Origin of the sequence: Alsobacter metallidurans, assembly GCF_014636935.1 — a bacterium.
In the GTDB taxonomy this organism is placed as follows: domain Bacteria; phylum Pseudomonadota; class Alphaproteobacteria; order Rhizobiales; family Beijerinckiaceae; genus Alsobacter; species Alsobacter metallidurans.
Genome location: NZ_BMES01000001.1, coordinates 174,513 through 193,922, shown reverse-complemented (window position 1 = coordinate 193,922; position 19,410 = coordinate 174,513). Strand labels below are relative to the sequence as shown.

Below are 19,410 nucleotides of genomic sequence, written 5' to 3'. Positions count from 1 at the left end.
CGCGCCGCTCACCACCAGGCGTGGAAGTGGTGCGTCGGCCCGTGGCCGTGGCCGATCGCGAGCCGGTCGGCCGCCTGCAGCGCGCCGGTGAGCCAGGTTTTGGCGGCCCCGACGGCGTCGTGCAGGGTCTGCCCCTTCGCGAGGCCGGCCGCGATGGCGGCCGACAGCGAACAGCCGGTGCCGTGTGTGTTGCGCGTGTGGACGCGCGGCGCCTCGAACCGGGTGACGCCGGATGGCTCGACCAGCAGGTCGACGCTGGCGTCGCCACCCCCGTGGCCGCCCTTCATCAACACCGCGCGCGCGCCGCGGCCGAGCAGCGCCTCGCCCTGCCGGCGCATCGCGTCCTCGTCCGCAGCGATCTCCGCGGTGTCGAGGAGGGCCGCGGCCTCGGGCAGGTTCGGGGTGATCAGGGCGGCGCGCGGGATCAGGATACGCCGCAGGGCGTCCACTGCGTCGGCGGCGATCAGCCGGTCGCCGCTGGTCGCCACCATCACGGGATCGAGCACGATGCATTCGACGCCGTGCCGCTCGAGCCCGGCCGCGACCGCGTCGATCACGGCGGGGCGCGACAGCATGCCGATCTTCACGGCGTCGACGGCGAGGTCCGAAAACACCGAGTCCATCTGCTGGGCGATGAATTCCGGCGGCACGTCGTGGATGCCCTGCACGCCGAGCGTGTTTTGGGCTGTCAGCGCGGTGATGACGGTCGCGCCATAAACGCCAAGCGCCGAGAAGCTCTTCAGGTCGGCCTGGATTCCGGCGCCGCCGCCGGAATCCGAGCCCGCGATCGTGACCGCGATGGGCGTCTTGGCGGTGGGCTGGGGCACGGCAGGGTCCTTTCTTCGAGGCTGACGTTTGTCATTGCGAGGAGCGCAGCGACGAAGCAATCCAGGCGCCGGGTCGAACGCTCGGCATTTCCTGGCCCAGCATCAGCTGGATTGCTTCGCTGCGCTCGCAATGACGGCAGGGGACGATCAGCGCGCGACCGCGTAGCGGGACACGGGCTGCATGGCGTCGATCAGGCCCCGGTCCTTCATGAACTGGGCGAAGCGGCTGTAGCGGACGCCGTCCAATGCCGCAGGGCTCGAAGCGAGGCGCTTCAGGGTGTCCGTCCAGGCGGTTTTGTTCAGTTCGTCGTCCAACTTCGGGTTCGCCTTGACGAAGCTCGCCCAGGCGCCGTCCGGATCGTTCAGGATCGAGAAGGTGGCGCGCTCCACGGCGTCCAGGAAGCGGGTCACCTTGGGGTCGGCGGCGCGGTCCTGCTTGACGATGTAGATCAGCTCGTCATAGGGCGGCACGCCGTGCTCCTCGGGGTAAAAGGCCCGGCCTGGCTTGCCGGCGAGCTTCAGCTCGGTGAGCTCGAAGTTGCGGAACGCGCCGATCACGGCGTCGACCTGGCCGTTCAACAGCGCCGGCGTGAGCGCGAAATTGATGTTCACGAGCTTCACGTCGGCGAGCTTCAGCCCGGCCTCGGCCAGCATGGTGGAGAGCAGCGCCTCCTCGAAGCCCGCGATGGAGTAGCCGATGGTCTTGCCCTTGAGGTCCGGGATGCTCTTCACCGGGCCGTCCGCCAGCGCGACGAGGCTGTTCAGCGGCGTCGTGACGGCCGCGCCGACGCGGATCACCGGCAGGCCTTCCTGCACCTGCTGATAGAGGTTCGGCTGGTACGTGATCGCGATATCGCCCTGCCCGGCCGCGACGAGGCGGGGCGGCGCGGAGGGATCGGCCGGCTCCACCAGCGTGACGTCGAGCCCAGCCTTGGCGAAGAAGCCCTTTTCCTTGGCGATCACCAGCGCGGCGTGGTCCGGGTTGGTGAACCAGTCGAGCAGCACTGTGAGCTTGTCCTGCGCGGCGGCGGGACCGGAGAGGCCGGCGACCGCCAGGGCGACCGCGAGCGCGAGGGAAACGAGACGCATCGGGTGTGTCCTTTCAGAGAAGATTTCAGGCCGTCGCCCGTGAGCCAGGCTGGTCGAAACTGTCGGGCGCCCAGCGCACGAGTCCGCGGGCGATGCGGTCAACCAGCGCCCAGAGCGTGATCGACAGGGCGGCGAGCACGACCAGGGCCGCGAAGACCATGTCGGTCTGCGAGCGCGCGTTGGCGTGGAGGATCAGGAGGCCCAGGCCGGCCGAGGAACCAACCCACTCGCCAACCACAGCCCCGATGGGAGCCGCCGCGGCCGCGATGCGCAGGCCGGTCGCAACAGCCGGCATGGCGGCGGGCGTGCGGATCAGCAACAGCGTCTGGCGGGGCGTGGCGCCATACAGGCGGGCGAGCTCGATGAGGTTCGGATCGGTGCGGCGCAGGCCATCCAGCGCGTTGGCGGCGACCGGGAAGAAAATGATCAGCGTCGCCATCACGACCTTGGAGGCGAGCCCGAAACCGAACCACACCACCAGCAGCGGCGCGATGGCGAAAACCGGCAAGGCCTGGCTGACCACCAGCACGGGCCCGAGCGCCCGCTCCAGCAGGCGCCACCGCGCCATCGCGACAGCGACCGCGAGGCCGAGCAGCGCGCCGGCGGCGAAGCCGCACAGGATCTCGCCCAGCGTGACCAACGCCTCCGCGCCAATCACGCGCCAGCGCAGGGCCAGCGTCTCGGCGATCCGGCTGGGGGCTGGCAGGATGTATGGCGGAACGGCAAAAAGCCGCACCGCGGCTTCCCAGAGGCCGACAAGCCCTAGGCCGGCGCAGACCGCGAGCGGGTCCACGGCCCATCGGACGGATGAGCGCTTACGCATGGGGGCTTGCTGGCTGGGCGCCATCTCACGTTCCCTCCGCCGGTGCGAGCCGGATCAGGTTCGACGGGTTGGCGCGATGCCTCTCAGCCGCCCTGGATTGAACGGCACCCCGACGAGAGATGAGCAACACGTATCGCGGCTTTCGGCGGCGCGCAAGGAGGCGCAAAGCACCGCGTGCGGCGCAAGACTGCCGTGTCGCACACCGTGATTGACGCAGCCGGTCAGGGAGGCGACCGTCACGGCCGGGCGATCGGCGTCGCCTAGGTGTTTGGGCCACGCCGAAAGGATGTCCATGCTCGACAAGGCGCGCGAAACCCAGCTGCTGGCCATTCTCGGGCTCAGCGGCTTCGCCAGTTCTTTCGCGGCCCGCTCCACGGACCCCATGGTGAACGCCATCGCGGCGGACTTCAGCGCCCCGGTCGCCACAGTGGCGCTTCTGTCGTCCTGCTACGCCCTGCCCTATGGGCTGGGGCAGCCCGTGCTGGGGCCGCTCGGCGACGCCATCAGCAAGGGGCTGGTGCTGCGCGTGTGCCTCGTCGTGTTCGCGCTTGCGCTAGGCGCGGGCGTGTTCGCGGGGTCGCTCGAACAGCTCTTCGTGAGCCGCGTTGTCGCCGGGTTGGCGGCGGGCGGCGTCATTCCGCTCGCGCTCGCGATGGTGGGCGACGCCTTCGCGTATGACCGCAGGCAGGTCGCGATCTCGCGGTTCCTGGCGGCCGCGCTGATCGGCCAGCTCGTGGGCGTAACGGCATCGGGCGCCATGGCGGATTGGGTCGGCTGGCGCGGCGCAATGGCGGTTACGGCGAGCGCGGCCCTAATCGCCCTCGTGGCGACGCTGCTGGGCTTGCCGGCCCACCTCAACGCTCGCGCTCCAGGACGCTTCAGCTTCGCCGAGGCCATGGAGCGCTACCGGCTGGTGTTCGCCAATCCCCGCGCCAAGATCTGCTACGGGGCGGTTTTTCTGGAGGGCGTGGCGATCTATGGCGTGCTGCCTTTCGTGCCGGAGCTCCTGCAGGCGCGCGGGGGCGGGGGGGCGACGCAGGCCGGTCTGTCTATCGCCGGGATCGGGTTGGGCGGCATCCTGTTCTCGGCGACCGTGTCGCTGCTGCTGCGGCGGTTTCCGGTCCATGTGCTCATGCGCGCCGGCGGCGTCATCGGGGGCCTCGGGCTGGCGGGGGTCGCGTATGCGGCGACATGGCCGGCCCTCACGGCGTGCTTCGGCGCGGTCGGCTTCGGCTTCTTCATGCTGCACAATTCGCTGCAGAACCGCGCCACCGAGCTCGCGCCGACGGCGCGCGGCTCAGCCATCGCGCTGCATGCGTTCTTCTTCTTTATCGGGCAGGCGCTAGCCCCGCCGCTGTTCGGGGTGGCGTTTCACACCGTCGGCGCGCCGGTGGCGCTCGCGGTCTGCGCGATCGTGCTGGCCGCCACCGGGGTGGCAACCGGCTCGCTTCTGAACCGTCACGACATGCGGGACGGAACCGCCTGAGCTTCGCCATCGGCCGGCACGGCCCAACACGCGACCTTGCGGCCCTGCTTGAGATCGAGCGGCGGCATCTCCTTCGGGCAGGGCTCGAAGGCGAGCGGACAGCGCGGGTTGAACGGGCACCCGCTCGGCGGATTAAAGGGCGACGGCAACTCGCCCTGGAGCACGATCCGCTCCTTCTTGGCGCCGGGCTCCGCCACAGGGGTCGCCGATAACAGAGCGCGCGTATAGGGGTGCTGCGGCGCCGTGAAAATGGCCTCGCGGCTGCCCACCTCCACCGCATGGCCGAGATAGATCACCATGATGTCGTCGGCGATGTGCCGCACCACCGAGAGGTCGTGCGAGATGAACAGGTAGGCGAGCTGGAAATCGTTCTGCAGCTCCGCCAGCAGGTTCAGCACCTGGGCGCGGATCGACACGTCCAGCGCGGAGACGGGCTCGTCCAGAACCAGGATCTTCGGCCGCAGCATCAACGCGCGCGCGATCGCAATGCGTTGGCGCTGGCCGCCCGAGAACATGTGCGGGTAGCGCTCCACATATTCGGGGCGAAGGCCGACGCGGGCCATCATGTCGCGCGCGGCCTTGCGGCGCTCGGCGGCCGGCATGTCGGTGTTGACGATCAGAGGCTCTTCCAGCGCGGCCCCGATGGTCTGGCGCGGGTTCAGCGAGCCATAAGGGTTCTGGAAGACGATCTGGACTTCGCTGCGCAGGCGCTTGCGGTCGGCTGCCGTCGCCGAGACCATGTCGACGCCGTTGATCTTCAGAGTGCCCTCGGTGGGCTCCTCGATCATCGTGATCAGGCGCGCCAGCGTGGACTTGCCGGAGCCGGATTCGCCCACCACGGCCAGCGTCTTGCCGGCCTCGAGGTCGAACGAAACGCCCTTGAGCGCCTTCACGGTCGCCATGGGAGAGAACATGCCGCGCTTGGCGCTGTAGTCGCGCGACAGGTTGCGGCCTTCGAGAACGACGGTCACGCGGCGCGCTCCCGGTTGGTGGGTTGGCCCTGCACGAGGGCGTAGTGGCACAGCGCGTAGCCGAGTTCGGGCGCGGCCGGCTTGGGCGGCACGGCGCGGCAGTAGTCGGTCGCAAAGGCGCATCGCGGCGAGAACAAGCAACCCTGCGGCCGGTCGAACTGGCCCGGCACGACGCCCGGGATGCTCGGAAGGATGCGGCCGGTGGCGCGCTCCGGCAGCGCGGCGAGCAGCGCCGCCGTGTAGGGATGGTGCGGATCGGCGAAGAGTCCGTGCGTTTCCTGCCGCTCCACCTGCTGGCCGGCGTACTGCACCACGACGCGATGCGCGGTTTCGGCCACCACCCCCATGTCGTGCGTGATCAGCACGAGGCCCATGCCGGTCTCCTGCCGCAACCGCAGCAGAAGATCGAGGATCTGGGCCTGGATGGTGACGTCCAGCGCCGTGGTGGGCTCGTCGGCGATCAGCAGCTTCGGCCGGCACGCGATCGCCATCGCGATCATGACGCGCTGGCTCATGCCGCCGGAGAGCTGGTGCGGGAAGGCCGACAGGCGCCGGGCCGGATCGGTGATGCCGACTTCCTCGAGCAGCTCGATCGAGCGCTTCTTGCGGGCGGCGCGGTCGAGCTTCAAATGCGTCTTCAGCGTCTCGCCGAGCTGGAAGCCGACCGTGAAGCACGGGTTCAGCGACGTCATCGGCTCCTGGAAGATCATCGCGATGTCGCGGCCGATGATGGAGCGGCGCTCCTTGTCCGAGATGGTCAGGAGATCGCGCCCGTCGAAGCGCATGAGATCGGCCGTCACCGTGGCGGTCCACGGCAGGAGGCCCATCACGGCCAGCATGGCGACGGACTTGCCCGAGCCCGATTCACCCACGATGGAGACGACGTCGTTCTGGTCGACCGTGAGTTCCACGCCGTCCACGGCCCGGAACTGGCCGGATCGGGTCGCGAAGCTGACCGAGAGGTTTCGGATTTCAAGCAGGCTCATTCATCCGCCATGACGATGGGGCGAGACCGGAGGTCCGGGAGAAGTGGGATCGCCCGCGGCTGGCCGCTGGCGTTGGCTTCAGCATAGAGCAGGAATGCGTGGCCGCAAATCGAAGCCCGCGCCTGCTGGCCGCAGGCTGTTGGAGCCGCATGCCATGCATGCCGCGGACCGGCTGGCGCCGAAGGCGACGGGGTGACAGAAGAGGGCGCGTCCCGACGCAGGCGCGTCGCGAAGCCGCGCCATACTCCCGTGCGATCCCCCGGACCTCGTGGTCCCCGTCCCAGTGGTCCGCCCCGCCGTGCAGCCTTCCCCCCATCCGCGGATCATGACCGGCATCGGGCTCGCGATGGCCGGCTACGCGTGCTTCAGCGTGCAGGACGCCATCGTGAAGTGGCTCGTGCAGGACTTGCCCGTCTTCGAGATCCTGTTCGCGCGCAGCATCATGATCATGATCTTCGCCGGCATGCTGGCGGGCCCGGGCGTCTATGGCGCAGCGCTGCGCAGCCGCGCCAAGCCGGCGCTGCTGGGCCGGGGCGTGCTGATCCTGATCGCGTGGATATCCTACTACTCGGCCGCCAAGTGGCTGCCGCTGGCCGAGCTGGTGACGCTCTACTTCGCCGCCCCGATCTTCGTGATGGTGCTGTCGATCCTGATCCTCAAGGAGCAGGTCACGCTGGCGCGCTGGCTGGCGGCCGGCGTCGGCTTCCTGGGGGTGGCTCTGGCGGCCGATACGACCGGCTCGGTGAATTTCATTCCCGCCGCCATGGTGGTGGCCTCGGCCTTCCTGTGGGCGTGGACCAACATCCTGGTGCGGATCATCAGCCGCACCGAGGCGACGGCCACGCAGATGATCGCCTCGAACTTCATTTTCGCGCTGGGCTGCGCGGTCGCGCTGCCCTTCCTGTGGGTGACGCCCACCTGGACGCAAGCGCTGCTGCTGCTGGGCCTCGGCGTGGCGGGCGGGGCGGGGCAGTATCTCGTGTTCGAGGGCTTTCGCTACGCGCCGGCCTCGGCGGTCGCGCCCTTTGAATATTCCGCGCTGGTGTGGGCCTTCGTGTTCGGCTTCGCGATCTGGGGCGACATTCCGCGCATCGGCGTCGTGATGGGGGCGAGCCTGATCATTGCGAGCGGCGTGGGGCTGCTCATCGCCGAGCGGCGCGCGACGGGATAGCGGCAAATCCCTCTCCCGCTTAGGCGGGAGAGGGCGCCTGGATCAGTGCACGTCCGGGCGGGCCAGCCTGGCGCCGGGCCAGAGCTTCGGGGCCGCACGGGCGTATTGCGGCGGGCGCGGCAGGTCGAAGCCGAGCGCCTCGGCGGCGTGCCAACCCCAGCGTGGGTTGTCCAGGAAGGCGCGCGCCAGCGCGATCTGGTCGGCCTCGCCCTTCTGGAGGATCTCCTCGGCGTGCTGGGCAGTGGCGATCATCCCGACCGCGCGGGTGACGATGCCCGAGCCCTTTTTCACCGCGGCCGCGAACGGCACCTGGTACCCGGGCCCTACCGGAATGCGGGCGGTGGAGACGTTGCCGCCCGACGTCACGTCCACCCAGCTCAGGCCAAGCGCCTTCAGCTCGGACGCGAGCGCGACGGCGTCGTCCGGCGTGATGCCGCCCTCTGTCCAGTCGGAGCCCGTGATGCGGGCGCCGACCGCCACGGTTCCCGGCACGGCCGCCCGCACGGCCTCGGCGATGCGCAGCAGAAAGGCGCGGCGCTTCTCAGGCGTGCCGCCATACTCGTCCGTGCGCTGGTTGGAGAAGGGCGACTGGAACTCGTGGCCGAGATAGCCATGCGCGAAATGGAGCTCGATCACCTCGACGCCCAGTCGCGCCGTGCGCTTGGCGGCCTGCACGAAGGCGGCTTCAATCCGGTCGAGATCCTGCGCGTCGGCGGCCTTGGGCGCGTGCCAACCTTCCGCGAACGGGATCGCGGACGGAGCCACGGTCTGCCAGGGATCCTGGTCGGCCTTGAGCGGGCCGCCGCCCTCCCAGGGGCGCTGCGAGGACGCCTTGCGGCCCGCATGCGCGAGCTGGACGGCGAACTTCACGCCCGGCAGCGCCACCGCGCGGGCGGCCGCCAGCGCGCGGGCGAAGGCGCGCTCGTTGTCGTCCGAGTAGAGACCCATGTCGCCATGGCTGATGCGGCCGTGGCGCTCGACGGCGGTGGCCTCGACGGTGACGAGGCCTGCGCCCGACATGGCGAGGTTCATCCAGTGCTGGAGATGCCAGTCGCTGGCGCAGCCGTCCGTGGCAGAATACTGGCACATGGGCGCGACCGCGATGCGGTTGGGCAATTCGACATTGCCGAGCGCGATGGGAGAAAACAGGAGGGACATGGTGAGGAAACCCGGTTCAAGGTCGGGGGAAGGGCAAAGATAGGCGCCATGTTGCAGCGCGGAAGAGCGCGCCGCGCATGGCTCAGGCGCGTTTGCGTCGCTCGTGCGCGATGTCGATCAGCGACAGGATCGTGAATAGCACCTGCGCGCCCGCCTGGGCGGTGTTGCTGGTGGCGTCGTATTGCGGCGCGACTTCCACGACGTCGCCGCCGACAACATCGATCCCGCGCAGGCCGCGCAGGATCTGCAGCGCCTCGCGCGGCGTCAGGCCGCCGACCTCGGGCGTGCCGGTGCCGGGCGCGAAGGCCGGATCGAGGCTGTCGACGTCAAAGGACACGTAGGTCGGGCCGTCGCCCACCACGGCGCGCGCCTTTGCGATGGCGGCCTCGGGCCCCATGGCGGCGAATTCCTCGGCGTGGATCACGGTCATGCCGGAGTCGAACGAGAACTCCCATAGGTACTCCGCGCCGCCGCGGATGCCGATCTGCACCACGCGCTCGGGGTCGAGAACGCCGTCAAGCACCGCCTGCCGGAACGGCCCGCCATGGTGGAACTTGGAGCCCTCGTAGGGGCCGGAGGTGTCCGCGTGGGCGTCGATATGCACCATGCCGACAGGGCGGTCGCGGCCCACCGCCTTCAGGATCGACATGCTGATCGAGTGGTCGCCGCCCACCGAAAGCGGGATCACGCCGGCGTCCACGATCCTGGTGTAGTAATCGACGATGTCCTCGTGGCAGCTTTCCAGGCTGTAGCGGCTGCGGAACGGCACGTCGCCGACATCCGCGACCCGCAGCGTTTGCAGGGGCGCGCGGCGCAGCACGTGCTCGAAGGGCCCGATGCGCTCCACCGAGCGCACCGCGCGCGGGCCCAGACGGGCGCCAGCCCGGTTGGTGACGCCCAGGTCCATCGGCACGCCCACGACGGCGACGTCGAGATCGGCGAAGTTCTCCTCCAGCGCCTGCGGCCGGAAGGTCGCTCCCATGAAGGTCGCCGGGTCCGCGAAGGGCCATTTGCGCCGGTCGCCCTGAAACTGGCCGGCCGCCACCTTGGCGAATTCGGGATCGTAGATGTCGGCGCCGCGGGCGGCTTCATATTTCTCGCGCAGCGCCTTCAGCTTGTCGTCGTTCACGTTTCGCATCCTCGTGGCGGGTCCGGTCGCGCCGGGGACGCGCAACGGGTTGGACCCTCGGGTCGAAGCCTGTAGGAAGGACGCCGCGCGCGCAAGGATGCGCTTGGGACCTCACGCATGGCAGCCCTCAATCCCAACCTGCTGGACACAGGCACGCCGCCGATCCCCGAGGCGCAGGGGTGGACGCGCTCCTACACGGGCGACCGCGGACCGCTGATCGACCTGTCGCAGGCGGTGCCGGGCTATCCGCCGCACCCCGAGATGCTGGCGCGCCTCGCGGCCGCGGCCGGCGACGTTCGCTCGGCCGGCTATGGCTCGATCTTCGGCGACGACGCGCTGCGGGAGGCCTATGCGGCGCACGCCACGGCGCTGTATGGCGCGCCGATTCGGCCGGGCGAGACCGCCGTCACGGCCGGCTGCAACCAGGCCTTCGTTATCGCGCTGATGGCGCTGGCCAAGGCCGGCGACACCGTGTTGCTGCCCTCGCCGTGGTACTTCAACCACGAGATGACATGCCGCATGCTCGGCGTGGAGGCGCGGCCCCTGCCCTGCTCGGCCGAAACCGGCTTCGTGCCCGATCCCGAAGCCGCCGAGGCGTTGATCGACGACCGCGTGAAGGCCATCGTGCTGATCACGCCCAACAACCCCACGGGCGCGGTGTACCCGCCCGAAACGCTGGCGCGCTTCGCGGCTCTGTGCCGGCGACGCAATATATGGCTCGTCGTGGACGAGACCTACCGCGACTTCCTGGAGGGCGCGCACCAGCGGCCGCACGGCTTGTTCGCGGAGCCCGGGTGGCGCGACGTCTTGATCGGGCTTTACAGCTTCTCCAAGTCCTACTGCGTGCCCGGCCACCGGCTCGGCGCCGTGACGGCGGGCGAGGCCGTGATCGCCCAGATCGGCAAGGTGCTGGATTGCATCCAGATCTGCCCGGCGAGGGCCGGACAGACGGCGCTCACCTGGGCGATCGGGGCGCTGGACGACTGGCGCGAGGCGAACCGCCGCGAGATCGCGGCGCGCGCCGCGGCGTTCCGGGCGGCGTTTGCACAGCTGCCGGGCTGGCGCATCGACTCCATGGGAGCCTATTTCGCGTATGTGGCCCACCCTTTCGCGGGCGTCGCCGCGCCCGCCGTCTCGCGCCGGATGGCCGAGCGACGCGGCGTGCTGGCGCTGCCGGGCGGCTTCTTCGGGGCTGGGCAGGACGGTCATCTGCGCGTGGCCTTCGCCAACGCGGACGCCGCCGCGATCGCGGAATTGCCCGGGCGGCTGGAGGGATTGGCCGTTTAGGACCAACCTTCGTTGACGCAACCGCCTCGCCGCCATTGCGAGCCAGCGAAGCAATCCAGCCGCCGGGCATGGAGCGCACTCCCACGCGTCTGGATTGCTTCGCCTTCGGCTCGCAATGACGGGCGGGGAACCCGTTAGCCCGGGCCAGGCCCCACCATGGTTTCCGGCCGCACGATCGCGTCGAACTCCTGCTCGCTCACGAGGCCCATGCGCAAGGCTTCCTCGCGCAGGGTGGTGCCGTTGTGGTGCGCGGTCTTGGCCAGCTTGGCGGCGGCGTCGTAGCCGATCTTGGGCGCGAGCGCGGTGACGAGCATCAGGGAGCGGCGCATCAGGTCGTCAATCCGGTCGGTGTTGGCCTCGATGCCGTCGACGCAGTGCTCGCGGAAGCTGTCGGATGCGTCGGCGAGGAGGCGGATCGACTGCAGCGCCGCGTCGATGATCACGGGCTTGTAGACGTTCAGCTCGAAGTGGCCCTGGCTGCCCGCCACCGTGACGGTCGTCTGGTTGCCGAACACCCGGCAGCAGACCATCGTCATGGCCTCGCACTGGGTGGGGTTGACCTTGCCGGGCATGATGGACGAGCCCGGCTCGTTCTCGGGCAGCGTCAGTTCGCCGAGGCCCGAGCGCGGGCCGGAGGCCAGGAAGCGGATGTCGTTCGCCACCTTGAACAGCCCCGTTGCGAGCGCGTTCAAGGCGCCATGCACGAAAACCAGCGCGTCGTTGCTGGCCAGCGCCTCGAACTTGTTGGCCGCGCTCGTGAACGGCAGGCCCGTGAGTTCGGCGATCTTGGCCGCCACCGCGTCGGCGAAACGCGGGTGGGCGTTCAGGCCGGTGCCGACCGCCGTTCCGCCCTGCGCGAGCGGGTAGAGATTGGGCAGGGCGGCGCGGATACGGGCGATTCCGAGCTCCACCTGCGCGGCGTAGCCCGAGAATTCCTGGCCGAGCGTCAGCGGCGTCGCATCCTGCGTGTGGGTGCGGCCGATCTTCACGATGGAGGCGAACTGCTTCGCCTTGGCGTCGACCGACGCGTGCAGCTTTTCCAACGCCGGCAGGAGCCGACCCTCGATCTCCTGCGCGGCCGCGACGTGCATGGCGGTCGGAAACGTGTCGTTGGAGGATTGGCCGCGATTCACGTGATCGTTGGGGTGCACCGGCGCCTTGCCGCCGCGCTGGCCCGCCAGACGCTCGTTCGCGAGGCCGGCCAGCACCTCGTTGACGTTCATGTTGGTTTGCGTCCCGGAGCCCGTCTGCCACACCGCCAGCGGGAACTCGTCCGGCAGGAGCCCGGCCAGGGCCTCGTCGGCAGCCGCCACGACGGCGTCGGCGAGCTTGGGGTCGAGTTCGCCCAGGTCCTTGTTGACCAGCGCGGCCGCCTTCTTGACCGTCACCAGCGCGGCAATCAGCGCCGGCTGCATGGTCTCGATCCCGATCGCGAAGTTGAGACGCGAGCGCTGGGTCTGCGCGCCCCAGTAATGCCCGGCGGGAACCTCGATCGGGCCGAAGCTGTCGGTTTCAGTGCGGGTTTCGGCCATCGGGACCTCTCCTTGCTGTAGGCTCGCCCAACGCGGCGGCGGAACGGGAGTTGCGGCCCGACCCCGGCGCCCGTGCGGCGGGTCACCACGGGTCGACTTCAGCTTATCAGTTGTGCAAGATGCGCCCGACAGGGCGGCACGAGCCTTGCCTCCGGAATCCGAACGCGTAACGCTGAGCCGCAGGGCGGCTCCGGACTGTCCTAACGGAAGGCTCCCTGTGTCCATCACCGCAGCCCTGCACCATCTGACGCATTACACTTACGACCGGCCGGTGATGATCGGTCCGCAGGTGATCCGCCTGCGTCCAGCCCCGCACAGCCGCACGCCGGTGAAGAGCTATTCGCTCAAGGTGTCGCCCGCCAACCACTTCATCAACTGGCAGCAGGATCCGCACGGCAATTGGCTGGCCCGGCTGGTGTTCCCGGAGCCCGCGACCGAGCTGAAGATCGAGGTGGACCTCGTCGCCGAGCTGGCGGTCGTGAACCCGTTCGACTTCTTCGTCGAGGATTACGCGCAAACGATCCCGTTCGCCTACCCCACGGAGCTGCAGCACGAGCTGCTGCCCTACCTGGAACTGGAGGACGGCGGCCCCGAGCTCGACGCCTATGTGGCCGGAATCTCGCGCGAGCCGCTGCCCGTGGTGGACTTCCTCGTCGGGCTGAACCAGCGGCTTCAAGGGCAGATAGAGTACACGATCCGCATGGAGCCGGGCGTGCAGACGCCAGCCCAGACGCTGACCATCGGGGTCGGCTCCTGCCGCGACACGAGCTGGCTGCTGGTGCAGATCCTGCGCCGGCTCGGCCTCGCGGCGCGGTTCTGCTCGGGCTACCTGATCCAGCTCAAGCACGACCTCAAGGCGCTGGACGGCCCCGCCGGCACCGACCACGACTTCACCGACCTGCACGCCTGGGCGGAAGTGTTTATCCCGGGCGCGGGCTGGATCGGGCTCGATCCCACCTCCGGCCTGTTCTGCGGCGAAGGCCACATCCCGCTCGCGGCGACGCCGCACTACCGCTCGGCCGCGCCGATCAGCGGCATGGTGGGCTACGCCGAAGTGACGTTCGACTTCGCCATGAACGTGACCCGCGTGGCCGAGAAGCCGCGCATCACGCTGCCGTTCGCGGACGAGGCTTGGCAGGCGCTGGACCGCGTCGGCGAACAGGTGGACCGCGACCTCGCCGCGCAGGACGTGCGGCTCACGATGGGCGGCGAGCCGACCTTCGTGTCCGTGGACGACTACGAGGCCGAGGAGTGGAACACGGCCGCGGTGGGACCCACCAAGCGCGAGCGCGCGGACGCGCTGGTGCGTCGGCTCCAGCAACGCTTCGCGCCAGGCGGCTTCCTGCATCACGGGCAGGGCAAGTGGTATCCGGGAGAGTCGCTGCCGCGCTGGACCTTCGCGCTGTACTGGCGCAAGGACGGAGAGCCCGTGTGGCGCGATCCCTCGCTGCTGGCCCTGGAAACGCCCGAGGCCCCGCTGCGGCCCGAGCAGGCCGAGGCGGTGGCGCGCGGCTTTGCGGAGCGGCTCGGCATTCCGGCCGACTACGCGGTGCCGGCCTATGAGGATCCGGCGCAGTGGATCCTGAAGGAGGCCGAGCTCCCCGACAACGTGGACCCGCTCGACTCCAAGCTCGAGGATCCCGAGGCAAGGGCCCGCATCGCACGTGTGTTCGAGCATGGCCTCGGCCGGGCCACCGGCTGGGTGCTGCCGGTGCAGACCTGGAACGCTCAGGCGGGCGACAAGCGCTGGCAAACGGAACGGTGGAAGCTGCGCCGCGGCAAGCTCTTTCTGGTGCCGGGCGACTCGCCCGTCGGCTACCGCCTGCCGCTGGGCAGCCTGCCGCACGTGCCGGCCGCGTCCTACCCGTATGTGGTGCCGGCCGACCCGGCCGAGCCGCGCGGGCCGTTGCCGACGGCTGCCGCCATCGCGGCGCTCGTGCAGGCGCCCGACCGCGAGCACACGCAGCCGCAGATCGCGGGCGCGCAGCCGGAAAGCGGCGTCGGCGCGCAGGAACTGGTGGAGCAGGTCGCGATCGCGGGCGCGGTGCGCACCGCAGTGGCGTTCGAGGTGCGGGACGGCATCCTCTACGTATTCATGCCGCCGGTGAAGAAGCTCGAGGATTACCTGGAGCTGATCGCCGCCATCGAGGACACGGCGCGCGACAACCGCTTGAAGGTCCGCATCGAGGGCTACGCGCCGCCGCAGGACCCGCGCATCGACGTGCTGAAGGTCACCCCGGATCCGGGCGTGATCGAGGTGAACGTCCAGCCGGCCGCCAACTGGCGCGAGCTGGTCGCGATCACGCAAGGCGTCTACGAGGAGGCGCGGCTGTCTCGGCTCGGCGCCGACAAGTTCATGCTGGATGGTCGCCACACCGGCACGGGCGGCGGCAACCACGTGGTGGTGGGCGGCGCGACGCCGGGCGACAGCCCGTTTTTGCGCCGGCCGGACCTGCTGAAGAGCCTGGTGCTCTACTGGCAGCGGCATCCCAGCCTCTCCTACATGTTCTCGGGGCTGTTTATCGGCCCGACCAGCCAGGCGCCGCGCGTCGACGAGGCCCGGCACGACTCCCTGTACGAGCTCGAGACCGCGATCCGGATGGTGTCGGGCCCGGGCGGGCCGCCGACCCCGCCCTGGCTGGTGGACCGGCTGTTCCGCAACCTGCTGGTGGACGTGACCGGCAACACGCACCGGTCCGAGATCTGCATCGACAAGCTGTTTTCGCCGGAAGGGCCCACCGGCCGGCTCGGCCTGGTGGAATTCCGCTCCTTCGAGATGCCGCCGGATTCGCGCATGAGCCTGGCGCAACAGCTCCTGCTGCGCGCCCTGATCGCGTGGTTCTGGCGCCAGCCGCAGGACGGCGACTTCACCCGGTGGGGCACGGCGCTGCACGACAGGTTCATGCTGCCGCAGGTGATGTGGGGCGACTTCCTGGAGGTGGTGGCCGATCTCCGGCGAGCCGGCTACGCCATCGACTCGCTCTGGTTCGAAGCGCAGCGGGAGTTCCGCTTCCCGTTCTACGGCGTGATCGAGGCCGGAGGCGTGCAGATGGAAATCCGGCAGGCGCTGGAGCCCTGGAACGTCATGGGCGAGACCGGGGCCATCGGCGGCACGGTGCGGTTCGTGGACTCCTCGGTGGAGCGCCTGCAGGTGAAGGTGGACGGGTTCAACCCGTCCCGGCACGTGGTGGCGTGCAATGGACGGCGCGTGCCGATGACGCCGACGGGCGTCGCCGGCGAGGCAGTGGCGGGCGTGCGCTTCAAGGCGTGGCAGCCGGCGTCTGGCCTGCATCCCACCATCCCGGTGCATGCGCCGCTGACCTTCGACGTTCTGGACATGTGGTCCGGACGCTCGCTGGGCGGCTGCGTGTATCACGTGGCCCACCCGGGCGGGCGCAACTACGACACCTTCCCGGTGAACGCCTATGAGGCCGAGGCGCGCCGCCTCGCGCGCTTCGACGCGCAGGGGCATACGCCCGGGCCGATCGCGCCGCCGCCAGCCGAGCCGTCGCTGGAATTCCCGATGACGCTGGACCTGCGCCGCAGGCCGCCCGGGTGGATGTCTTGACGCCGCCGGCCGGCGCCGCCGCCGTGAAAGCCGCGTCCACGCGGGCCGCCGCCCTGCTGGCCGGCTACCAGCCGCTGCCGGGCATCCGCGACGAGTTCGTCGACCGTGACGGCCGGTTGCGGCCGCATTGGGCGCCGGTTCTGGACCGGCTCTCGGGCGACCCCGCCGAGGTGGACCGCGCCTTTGCGCTGGCGGACCGGCACCAGCGGGACTCGGGCGTGTATTACCGCGTCTACGACGCCGGGCAGAGCCGCGAGCGCTCCTGGGCGCTGAGCCACGTGCCGCTCGTGATCCCCGAAGCCGAGTGGGCGACGCTGGCGGCCGGGCTGGTGGAGCGGGCCGAGTTGCTGGACGCCGTGCTGGGCGACGTCTACGGCCCGGGCCGGCTGGTGGCGGACGGTTCGCTGCCGGCGACGCTGATCGCCGGGAGCCCGGATTTCCTGCGCCCCATGGTGGGCCTGCCGACCCGGGGCCGTCGGCGGCTGCAGATCTACGCGGCGGATCTCGGGCGCGGGCCCGATGGCCGCTGGTGGGTGCTGGGCGACCGCGCCCAGGCGCCGTCCGGCATGGGCTACGCGCTGGAGAACCGCATCGCGCTGTCGCGCGCGGTGCCGGACCTCTACGGCGGCATGAACGTGCGGCGGCTCGCGCCATTCTTCCAGACATGGCGCAGCGCCCTCGCGGCGCAGGCCGGCCGCGAGGCGTCGCGCATCTGCCTGCTGACGCCGGGGCCGCTGAACGAGACCTATTTCGAGCACGCCTACCTGTCGCGCTATCTGGGCTTCCTGCTGGTGGAGGGCGGCGACCTGACGGTGCGGGATGGCGCCGTGTTCGTGCGCACCATCGCGGGGCTGAAGCGCGTCGACGTGCTGGTGCGCCGGCTCGACGCCGAGTTCGCCGACCCGGTGGAGCTCGAGCCCGCGTCGCGCATCGGCGTGCCCGGGCTCGTGGATGCGGTGCGGTCCGGCAAGGTGGTGCTCGCCAATCCGCTCGGGGCAGGCGTGATCGAGGCCCGGGGCCTGCTCGGCTTCATGCCCGCGCTGGCGCGCCAGTTGCTCGGCCGGGACCTCAGCCTCCCCAATGTCGCCACCTGGTGGTGCGGCCACAAGGCGGAACGCGAGCACGTGCGCCGCAATCTCGACACGCTCGCGATCGCGCCGGCGTTCCCGGCCCGCTCCGGCTGGCCGCTGCCGCCCAACCCGACGCCCGGCGCGGAGCTCGACGACAAGGCGCGGGCCGCGCTCGAAACCGTGCTGGAGCGGCGCGGCTTCGACGTAGTCGGCCAGGAGATGGTGCGGCTCTCCACTATGCCGGTCTGGACCGGCGGCCGGCTGGAGCCGCGGCCTTTCACGCTGCGCGCCTATGTGGTGGCCACCGAGGATGGCTGGGAAGTGCTGCCGGGCGGCTTTTGCCGCGTATCCGGCTCGCAAGACGCGCGCGCGCTCTCCATGCAGCTCGGCGACCGCTCGGCCGACGTCTGGATCACGGCGGACCAGCCCGTCGAGCGCCTGAGCCTCCTGCCGTCGCCCGCCCAGCCGCAAATCCGCCGCGTGATCGGCTACCTGCCGAGCCGGGCCGCCGAAAACCTGTTTTGGCTCGGCCGGTACCTGGAGCGCGCCGAAGCGACCGTGCGGGTGGTTCGTTGCCTCGCCGGGCTGTTGGTGGAAAGCACCGAGACGACGGGGCCGGCGCGAGACGCGGTGGTGCGGCTCTGCGACATGCTGGTCGCCTGGGGGGCCGCGCCGGAGAGCGAGCACAAGGGCCCGAAGGCGCCGGCCTTGCTGGACCAAGCGTTGCGCTCGGCCGAATGCGGCGGCTCGGTTCTGAGCCTCATCGGCGAGGCGCGGCGCACCGCGTCCGTAATCCGGGACCGGCTGTCGTCCGACGCTGTGCGGGCGCTCGCCGACCTGTCGCGCCTGTTCGAGCACGAAGGCGTCAGCGTCTCGCAGGCGGAGGCGCTGGATCTCTGCGACCAGGCGCTGCGCGTCATGGCGGCTTTCTCCGGCCTCGTACAGGAGAACATGAACCGCCTCTCGGGCTGGCGCTTCCTGGAGATCGGCCGCCGCATCGAGCGTGGCGTGCTGACGGGCCGCTGCGTGCGCCGGCTTGCGGACGCCGAAGCGTCGGCCGCCAGCCTCGAGGCGCTGCTGGAAATCAGCGACAGCCAGATCACCTACCGGGCGCGCTACCTGATGGGCGCGTTGCGATTGCCGGTGATCGACCTGGTGGCGCTCGACGACGGCAACCCGCGCGCGGTCGCGTTCCAGGTGGCGCGCATTCAGGATCATCTGGCGGCGCTCAGCAACCTGCCGACCCATGCGGCGCTCGACCTGCCGCAGAAGATCGTGCTGCAGGTCGCCACCGGGCTTCGGGTGACGGATGTCGAGGACCTCGAGCCCGCCGACGTCCTGGCGGTCGAGAACCGCCTGATGGAGCTCTCCACCGAGATCACGGCACGGTTCTTCTCGCAAACGCCGCCCGATCCCGAGGAGGGAGCTTGATCTACGAGATCAGCCACACGACCGTATACGACTATGATGGTCGCGTTTCCTTCGCACGATGCCAGCTGCATCTGGAGCCCGCGAGCCGCGACGGGCAGCGCGTGCTCGCGCACGAGCTGCACATCTCGCCCAAGCCGGTCGAGAGCACGCGTGTGCGGGATTTCTTCGGCAATTGGAGCCTGAACGTCGCCTTCGCGGAGCCGCACCAAACGCTGACGATCCGGGCGGTGACGACCGTCGAGGCGCCGGCCCGGGACGCGATCGCCCCCATGCTGTCCGAGCCCTGGGAAAGCGTGCGATCCGCCGCGGGCGTGATCGACGACCTTGGCGCGGGATCGCCCGTGCACGGCTTGTTCGGCAGCCGCCACACGCCCATCTCGGCGGCGGCCGCCGCCTATGCGGAACCGAGCTTCACGCCTGGCCGGCCGATCGTCGAAGCCGTGACGGAGCTGATGGGCCGCATCTACGACGATTTCACCTATGATCCGAAGGCCACGGAAATCTCGACGCCTATCGCCGAGGTTCTTTCGAACCGCCGCGGGGTCTGCCAGGATTTCGCCCATCTGATGATCGCGGGCCTGCGCAGCCTCGGCCTGCCGGCGCTCTACGTGAGCGGCTATCTGCGCACCAACCCTCCTCCGGGCGCCGAGAGGCTGGTCGGCGCGGACGCCACGCATGCCTGGACGAGCGCCTGGTGCGGCGCCGGGCTGGGCTGGATCGGTTTTGACCCCACCAACGCCATTCTGGCCGGCGAGGATCACGTGGTTCTGGCGGTGGGGCGCGACTACGCCGACGTGGCACCGTCGTCCGGCATCGTGCTGGCGTCGTCCGGGCACACCCTCAAGGTGGCGGTGGACGTCCGGCCGATCGGCTAAGCCGGAA

Annotated in this window: 14 protein-coding genes and 1 riboswitch; of the genes, 6 read left to right on the top strand and 8 right to left on the bottom strand. The window is 70.2% G+C overall.

What is annotated here, in order from left to right:
* Nucleotides 1-8: 8 nt before the first annotated feature.
* From thiD to IEV99_RS00790, 3 genes are all read right to left on the bottom strand, one after another.
* Complete coding sequence (thiD, locus tag IEV99_RS00800) at nucleotides 9-827, bottom strand: bifunctional hydroxymethylpyrimidine kinase/phosphomethylpyrimidine kinase (protein WP_210318607.1); 819 nt, start codon at nucleotides 825-827, stop codon at nucleotides 9-11.
* 147 nt (nucleotides 828-974) lie between these two features.
* On the bottom strand, nucleotides 975-1,916 hold the full coding sequence (locus IEV99_RS00795) for an ABC transporter substrate-binding protein (RefSeq protein ID WP_188515838.1): 942 nt from the start codon (nucleotides 1,914-1,916) through the stop codon (nucleotides 975-977).
* 25 nt (nucleotides 1,917-1,941) lie between these two features.
* The gene (locus IEV99_RS00790; protein ID WP_188515837.1) at nucleotides 1,942-2,739 is read right to left on the bottom strand and encodes an ABC transporter permease; all 798 of its coding nucleotides are present in this window, start codon (nucleotides 2,737-2,739) and stop codon (nucleotides 1,942-1,944) included.
* 14 nt (nucleotides 2,740-2,753) lie between these two features.
* Nucleotides 2,754-2,861, bottom strand: a riboswitch (TPP riboswitch).
* Nucleotides 2,862-3,031: 170 nt separating this feature from the next.
* On the opposite strand from IEV99_RS00790, the gene IEV99_RS00785 reads away from it, so the two are divergent.
* Nucleotides 3,032-4,225, top strand: coding sequence for an MFS transporter (locus tag IEV99_RS00785; protein WP_188515836.1), 1,194 nt, complete (start codon nucleotides 3,032-3,034; stop codon nucleotides 4,223-4,225).
* Here IEV99_RS00785 and IEV99_RS00780 read toward each other — a convergent pair.
* On the bottom strand, nucleotides 4,198-5,196 hold the full coding sequence (locus IEV99_RS00780; RefSeq protein WP_244643430.1) for a dipeptide ABC transporter ATP-binding protein: 999 nt from the start codon (nucleotides 5,194-5,196) through the stop codon (nucleotides 4,198-4,200). The genes IEV99_RS00785 and IEV99_RS00780 overlap by 28 nt on opposite strands.
* Entirely contained in the window at nucleotides 5,193-6,182 is a 990-nt protein-coding gene (locus IEV99_RS00775) for an ABC transporter ATP-binding protein (protein ID WP_244643429.1), read from the bottom strand. Before IEV99_RS00775 ends, IEV99_RS00780 begins: the two co-directional genes overlap by 4 nt.
* Before the next feature lie 325 nt (nucleotides 6,183-6,507).
* Between IEV99_RS00775 and IEV99_RS00770 the strand changes: the two genes are divergently transcribed.
* On the top strand, nucleotides 6,508-7,353 hold the full coding sequence (locus IEV99_RS00770; protein ID WP_188517586.1) for a DMT family transporter: 846 nt from the start codon (nucleotides 6,508-6,510) through the stop codon (nucleotides 7,351-7,353).
* Nucleotides 7,354-7,395: 42 nt separating this feature from the next.
* Here the strand turns inward: IEV99_RS00770 and IEV99_RS00765 are convergent, their stop codons facing one another.
* Both IEV99_RS00765 and speB read right to left on the bottom strand, forming a co-directional pair.
* Nucleotides 7,396-8,511: an NADH:flavin oxidoreductase/NADH oxidase gene (locus tag IEV99_RS00765; protein ID WP_188515834.1), complete on the bottom strand. Its 1,116-nt coding sequence runs from the start codon at nucleotides 8,509-8,511 to the stop codon at nucleotides 7,396-7,398.
* An 82-nt stretch (nucleotides 8,512-8,593) separates the two neighbouring features.
* Entirely contained in the window at nucleotides 8,594-9,649 is a 1,056-nt protein-coding gene (gene speB / locus IEV99_RS00760; RefSeq protein WP_188515833.1) for an agmatinase, read from the bottom strand.
* A gap of 108 nt (nucleotides 9,650-9,757) precedes the next feature.
* Here speB and IEV99_RS00755 point away from each other — a divergent pair, with 108 nt between their 5' ends.
* Nucleotides 9,758-10,927: an aminotransferase gene (locus IEV99_RS00755; protein WP_188515832.1), complete on the top strand. Its 1,170-nt coding sequence runs from the start codon at nucleotides 9,758-9,760 to the stop codon at nucleotides 10,925-10,927.
* Nucleotides 10,928-11,061: 134 nt separating this feature from the next.
* Here the strand turns inward: IEV99_RS00755 and fumC are convergent, their stop codons facing one another.
* The gene (gene fumC, locus IEV99_RS00750) at nucleotides 11,062-12,459 is read right to left on the bottom strand and encodes a class II fumarate hydratase (protein ID WP_188515831.1); all 1,398 of its coding nucleotides are present in this window, start codon (nucleotides 12,457-12,459) and stop codon (nucleotides 11,062-11,064) included.
* Nucleotides 12,460-12,676: 217 nt separating this feature from the next.
* Here fumC and IEV99_RS00745 point away from each other — a divergent pair, with 217 nt between their 5' ends.
* Genes IEV99_RS00745 through IEV99_RS00735 form a run of 3 tightly spaced genes read left to right on the top strand, consistent with a single transcriptional unit; the run spans nucleotide 12,677 to nucleotide 19,403 of the window.
* A complete protein-coding gene (locus IEV99_RS00745) occupies nucleotides 12,677-16,027 on the top strand; it encodes a transglutaminase family protein (RefSeq protein ID WP_188515830.1) in 3,351 nt (1,116 codons plus the stop codon).
* Complete coding sequence (locus IEV99_RS00740; protein ID WP_371875754.1) at nucleotides 16,015-18,528, top strand: circularly permuted type 2 ATP-grasp protein; 2,514 nt, start codon at nucleotides 16,015-16,017, stop codon at nucleotides 18,526-18,528. The genes IEV99_RS00745 and IEV99_RS00740 overlap by 13 nt, the downstream gene beginning before the upstream one ends.
* Complete coding sequence (locus tag IEV99_RS00735; protein WP_188515829.1) at nucleotides 18,525-19,403, top strand: transglutaminase family protein; 879 nt, start codon at nucleotides 18,525-18,527, stop codon at nucleotides 19,401-19,403. The genes IEV99_RS00740 and IEV99_RS00735 overlap by 4 nt, the downstream gene beginning before the upstream one ends.
* Nucleotides 19,404-19,410 lie beyond the last annotated feature (7 nt).

Excerpts from the sequence above, each read along its gene's own strand:
- IEV99_RS00795 (WP_188515838.1), bottom strand. The coding sequence starts at position 1,916 with ATGCGTCTCGTTTCCCTCGCGCTCGCGGTCGCCCTGGCGGTCGCCGGC.
- IEV99_RS00790 (WP_188515837.1), bottom strand. The coding sequence starts at position 2,739 with ATGCGTAAGCGCTCATCCGTCCGATGGGCCGTGGACCCGCTCGCGGTC.
- IEV99_RS00785 (WP_188515836.1), top strand. The coding sequence starts at position 3,032 with ATGCTCGACAAGGCGCGCGAAACCCAGCTGCTGGCCATTCTCGGGCTC.
- IEV99_RS00775 (WP_244643429.1), bottom strand. The coding sequence starts at position 6,182 with ATGAGCCTGCTTGAAATCCGAAACCTCTCGGTCAGCTTCGCGACCCGA.
- IEV99_RS00770 (WP_188517586.1), top strand. The coding sequence starts at position 6,508 with ATGACCGGCATCGGGCTCGCGATGGCCGGCTACGCGTGCTTCAGCGTG.
- IEV99_RS00765 (WP_188515834.1), bottom strand. The coding sequence starts at position 8,511 with ATGTCCCTCCTGTTTTCTCCCATCGCGCTCGGCAATGTCGAATTGCCC.
- speB (WP_188515833.1), bottom strand. The coding sequence starts at position 9,649 with ATGCGAAACGTGAACGACGACAAGCTGAAGGCGCTGCGCGAGAAATAT.
- IEV99_RS00755 (WP_188515832.1), top strand. The coding sequence starts at position 9,758 with ATGGCAGCCCTCAATCCCAACCTGCTGGACACAGGCACGCCGCCGATC.
- fumC (WP_188515831.1), bottom strand. The coding sequence starts at position 12,459 with ATGGCCGAAACCCGCACTGAAACCGACAGCTTCGGCCCGATCGAGGTT.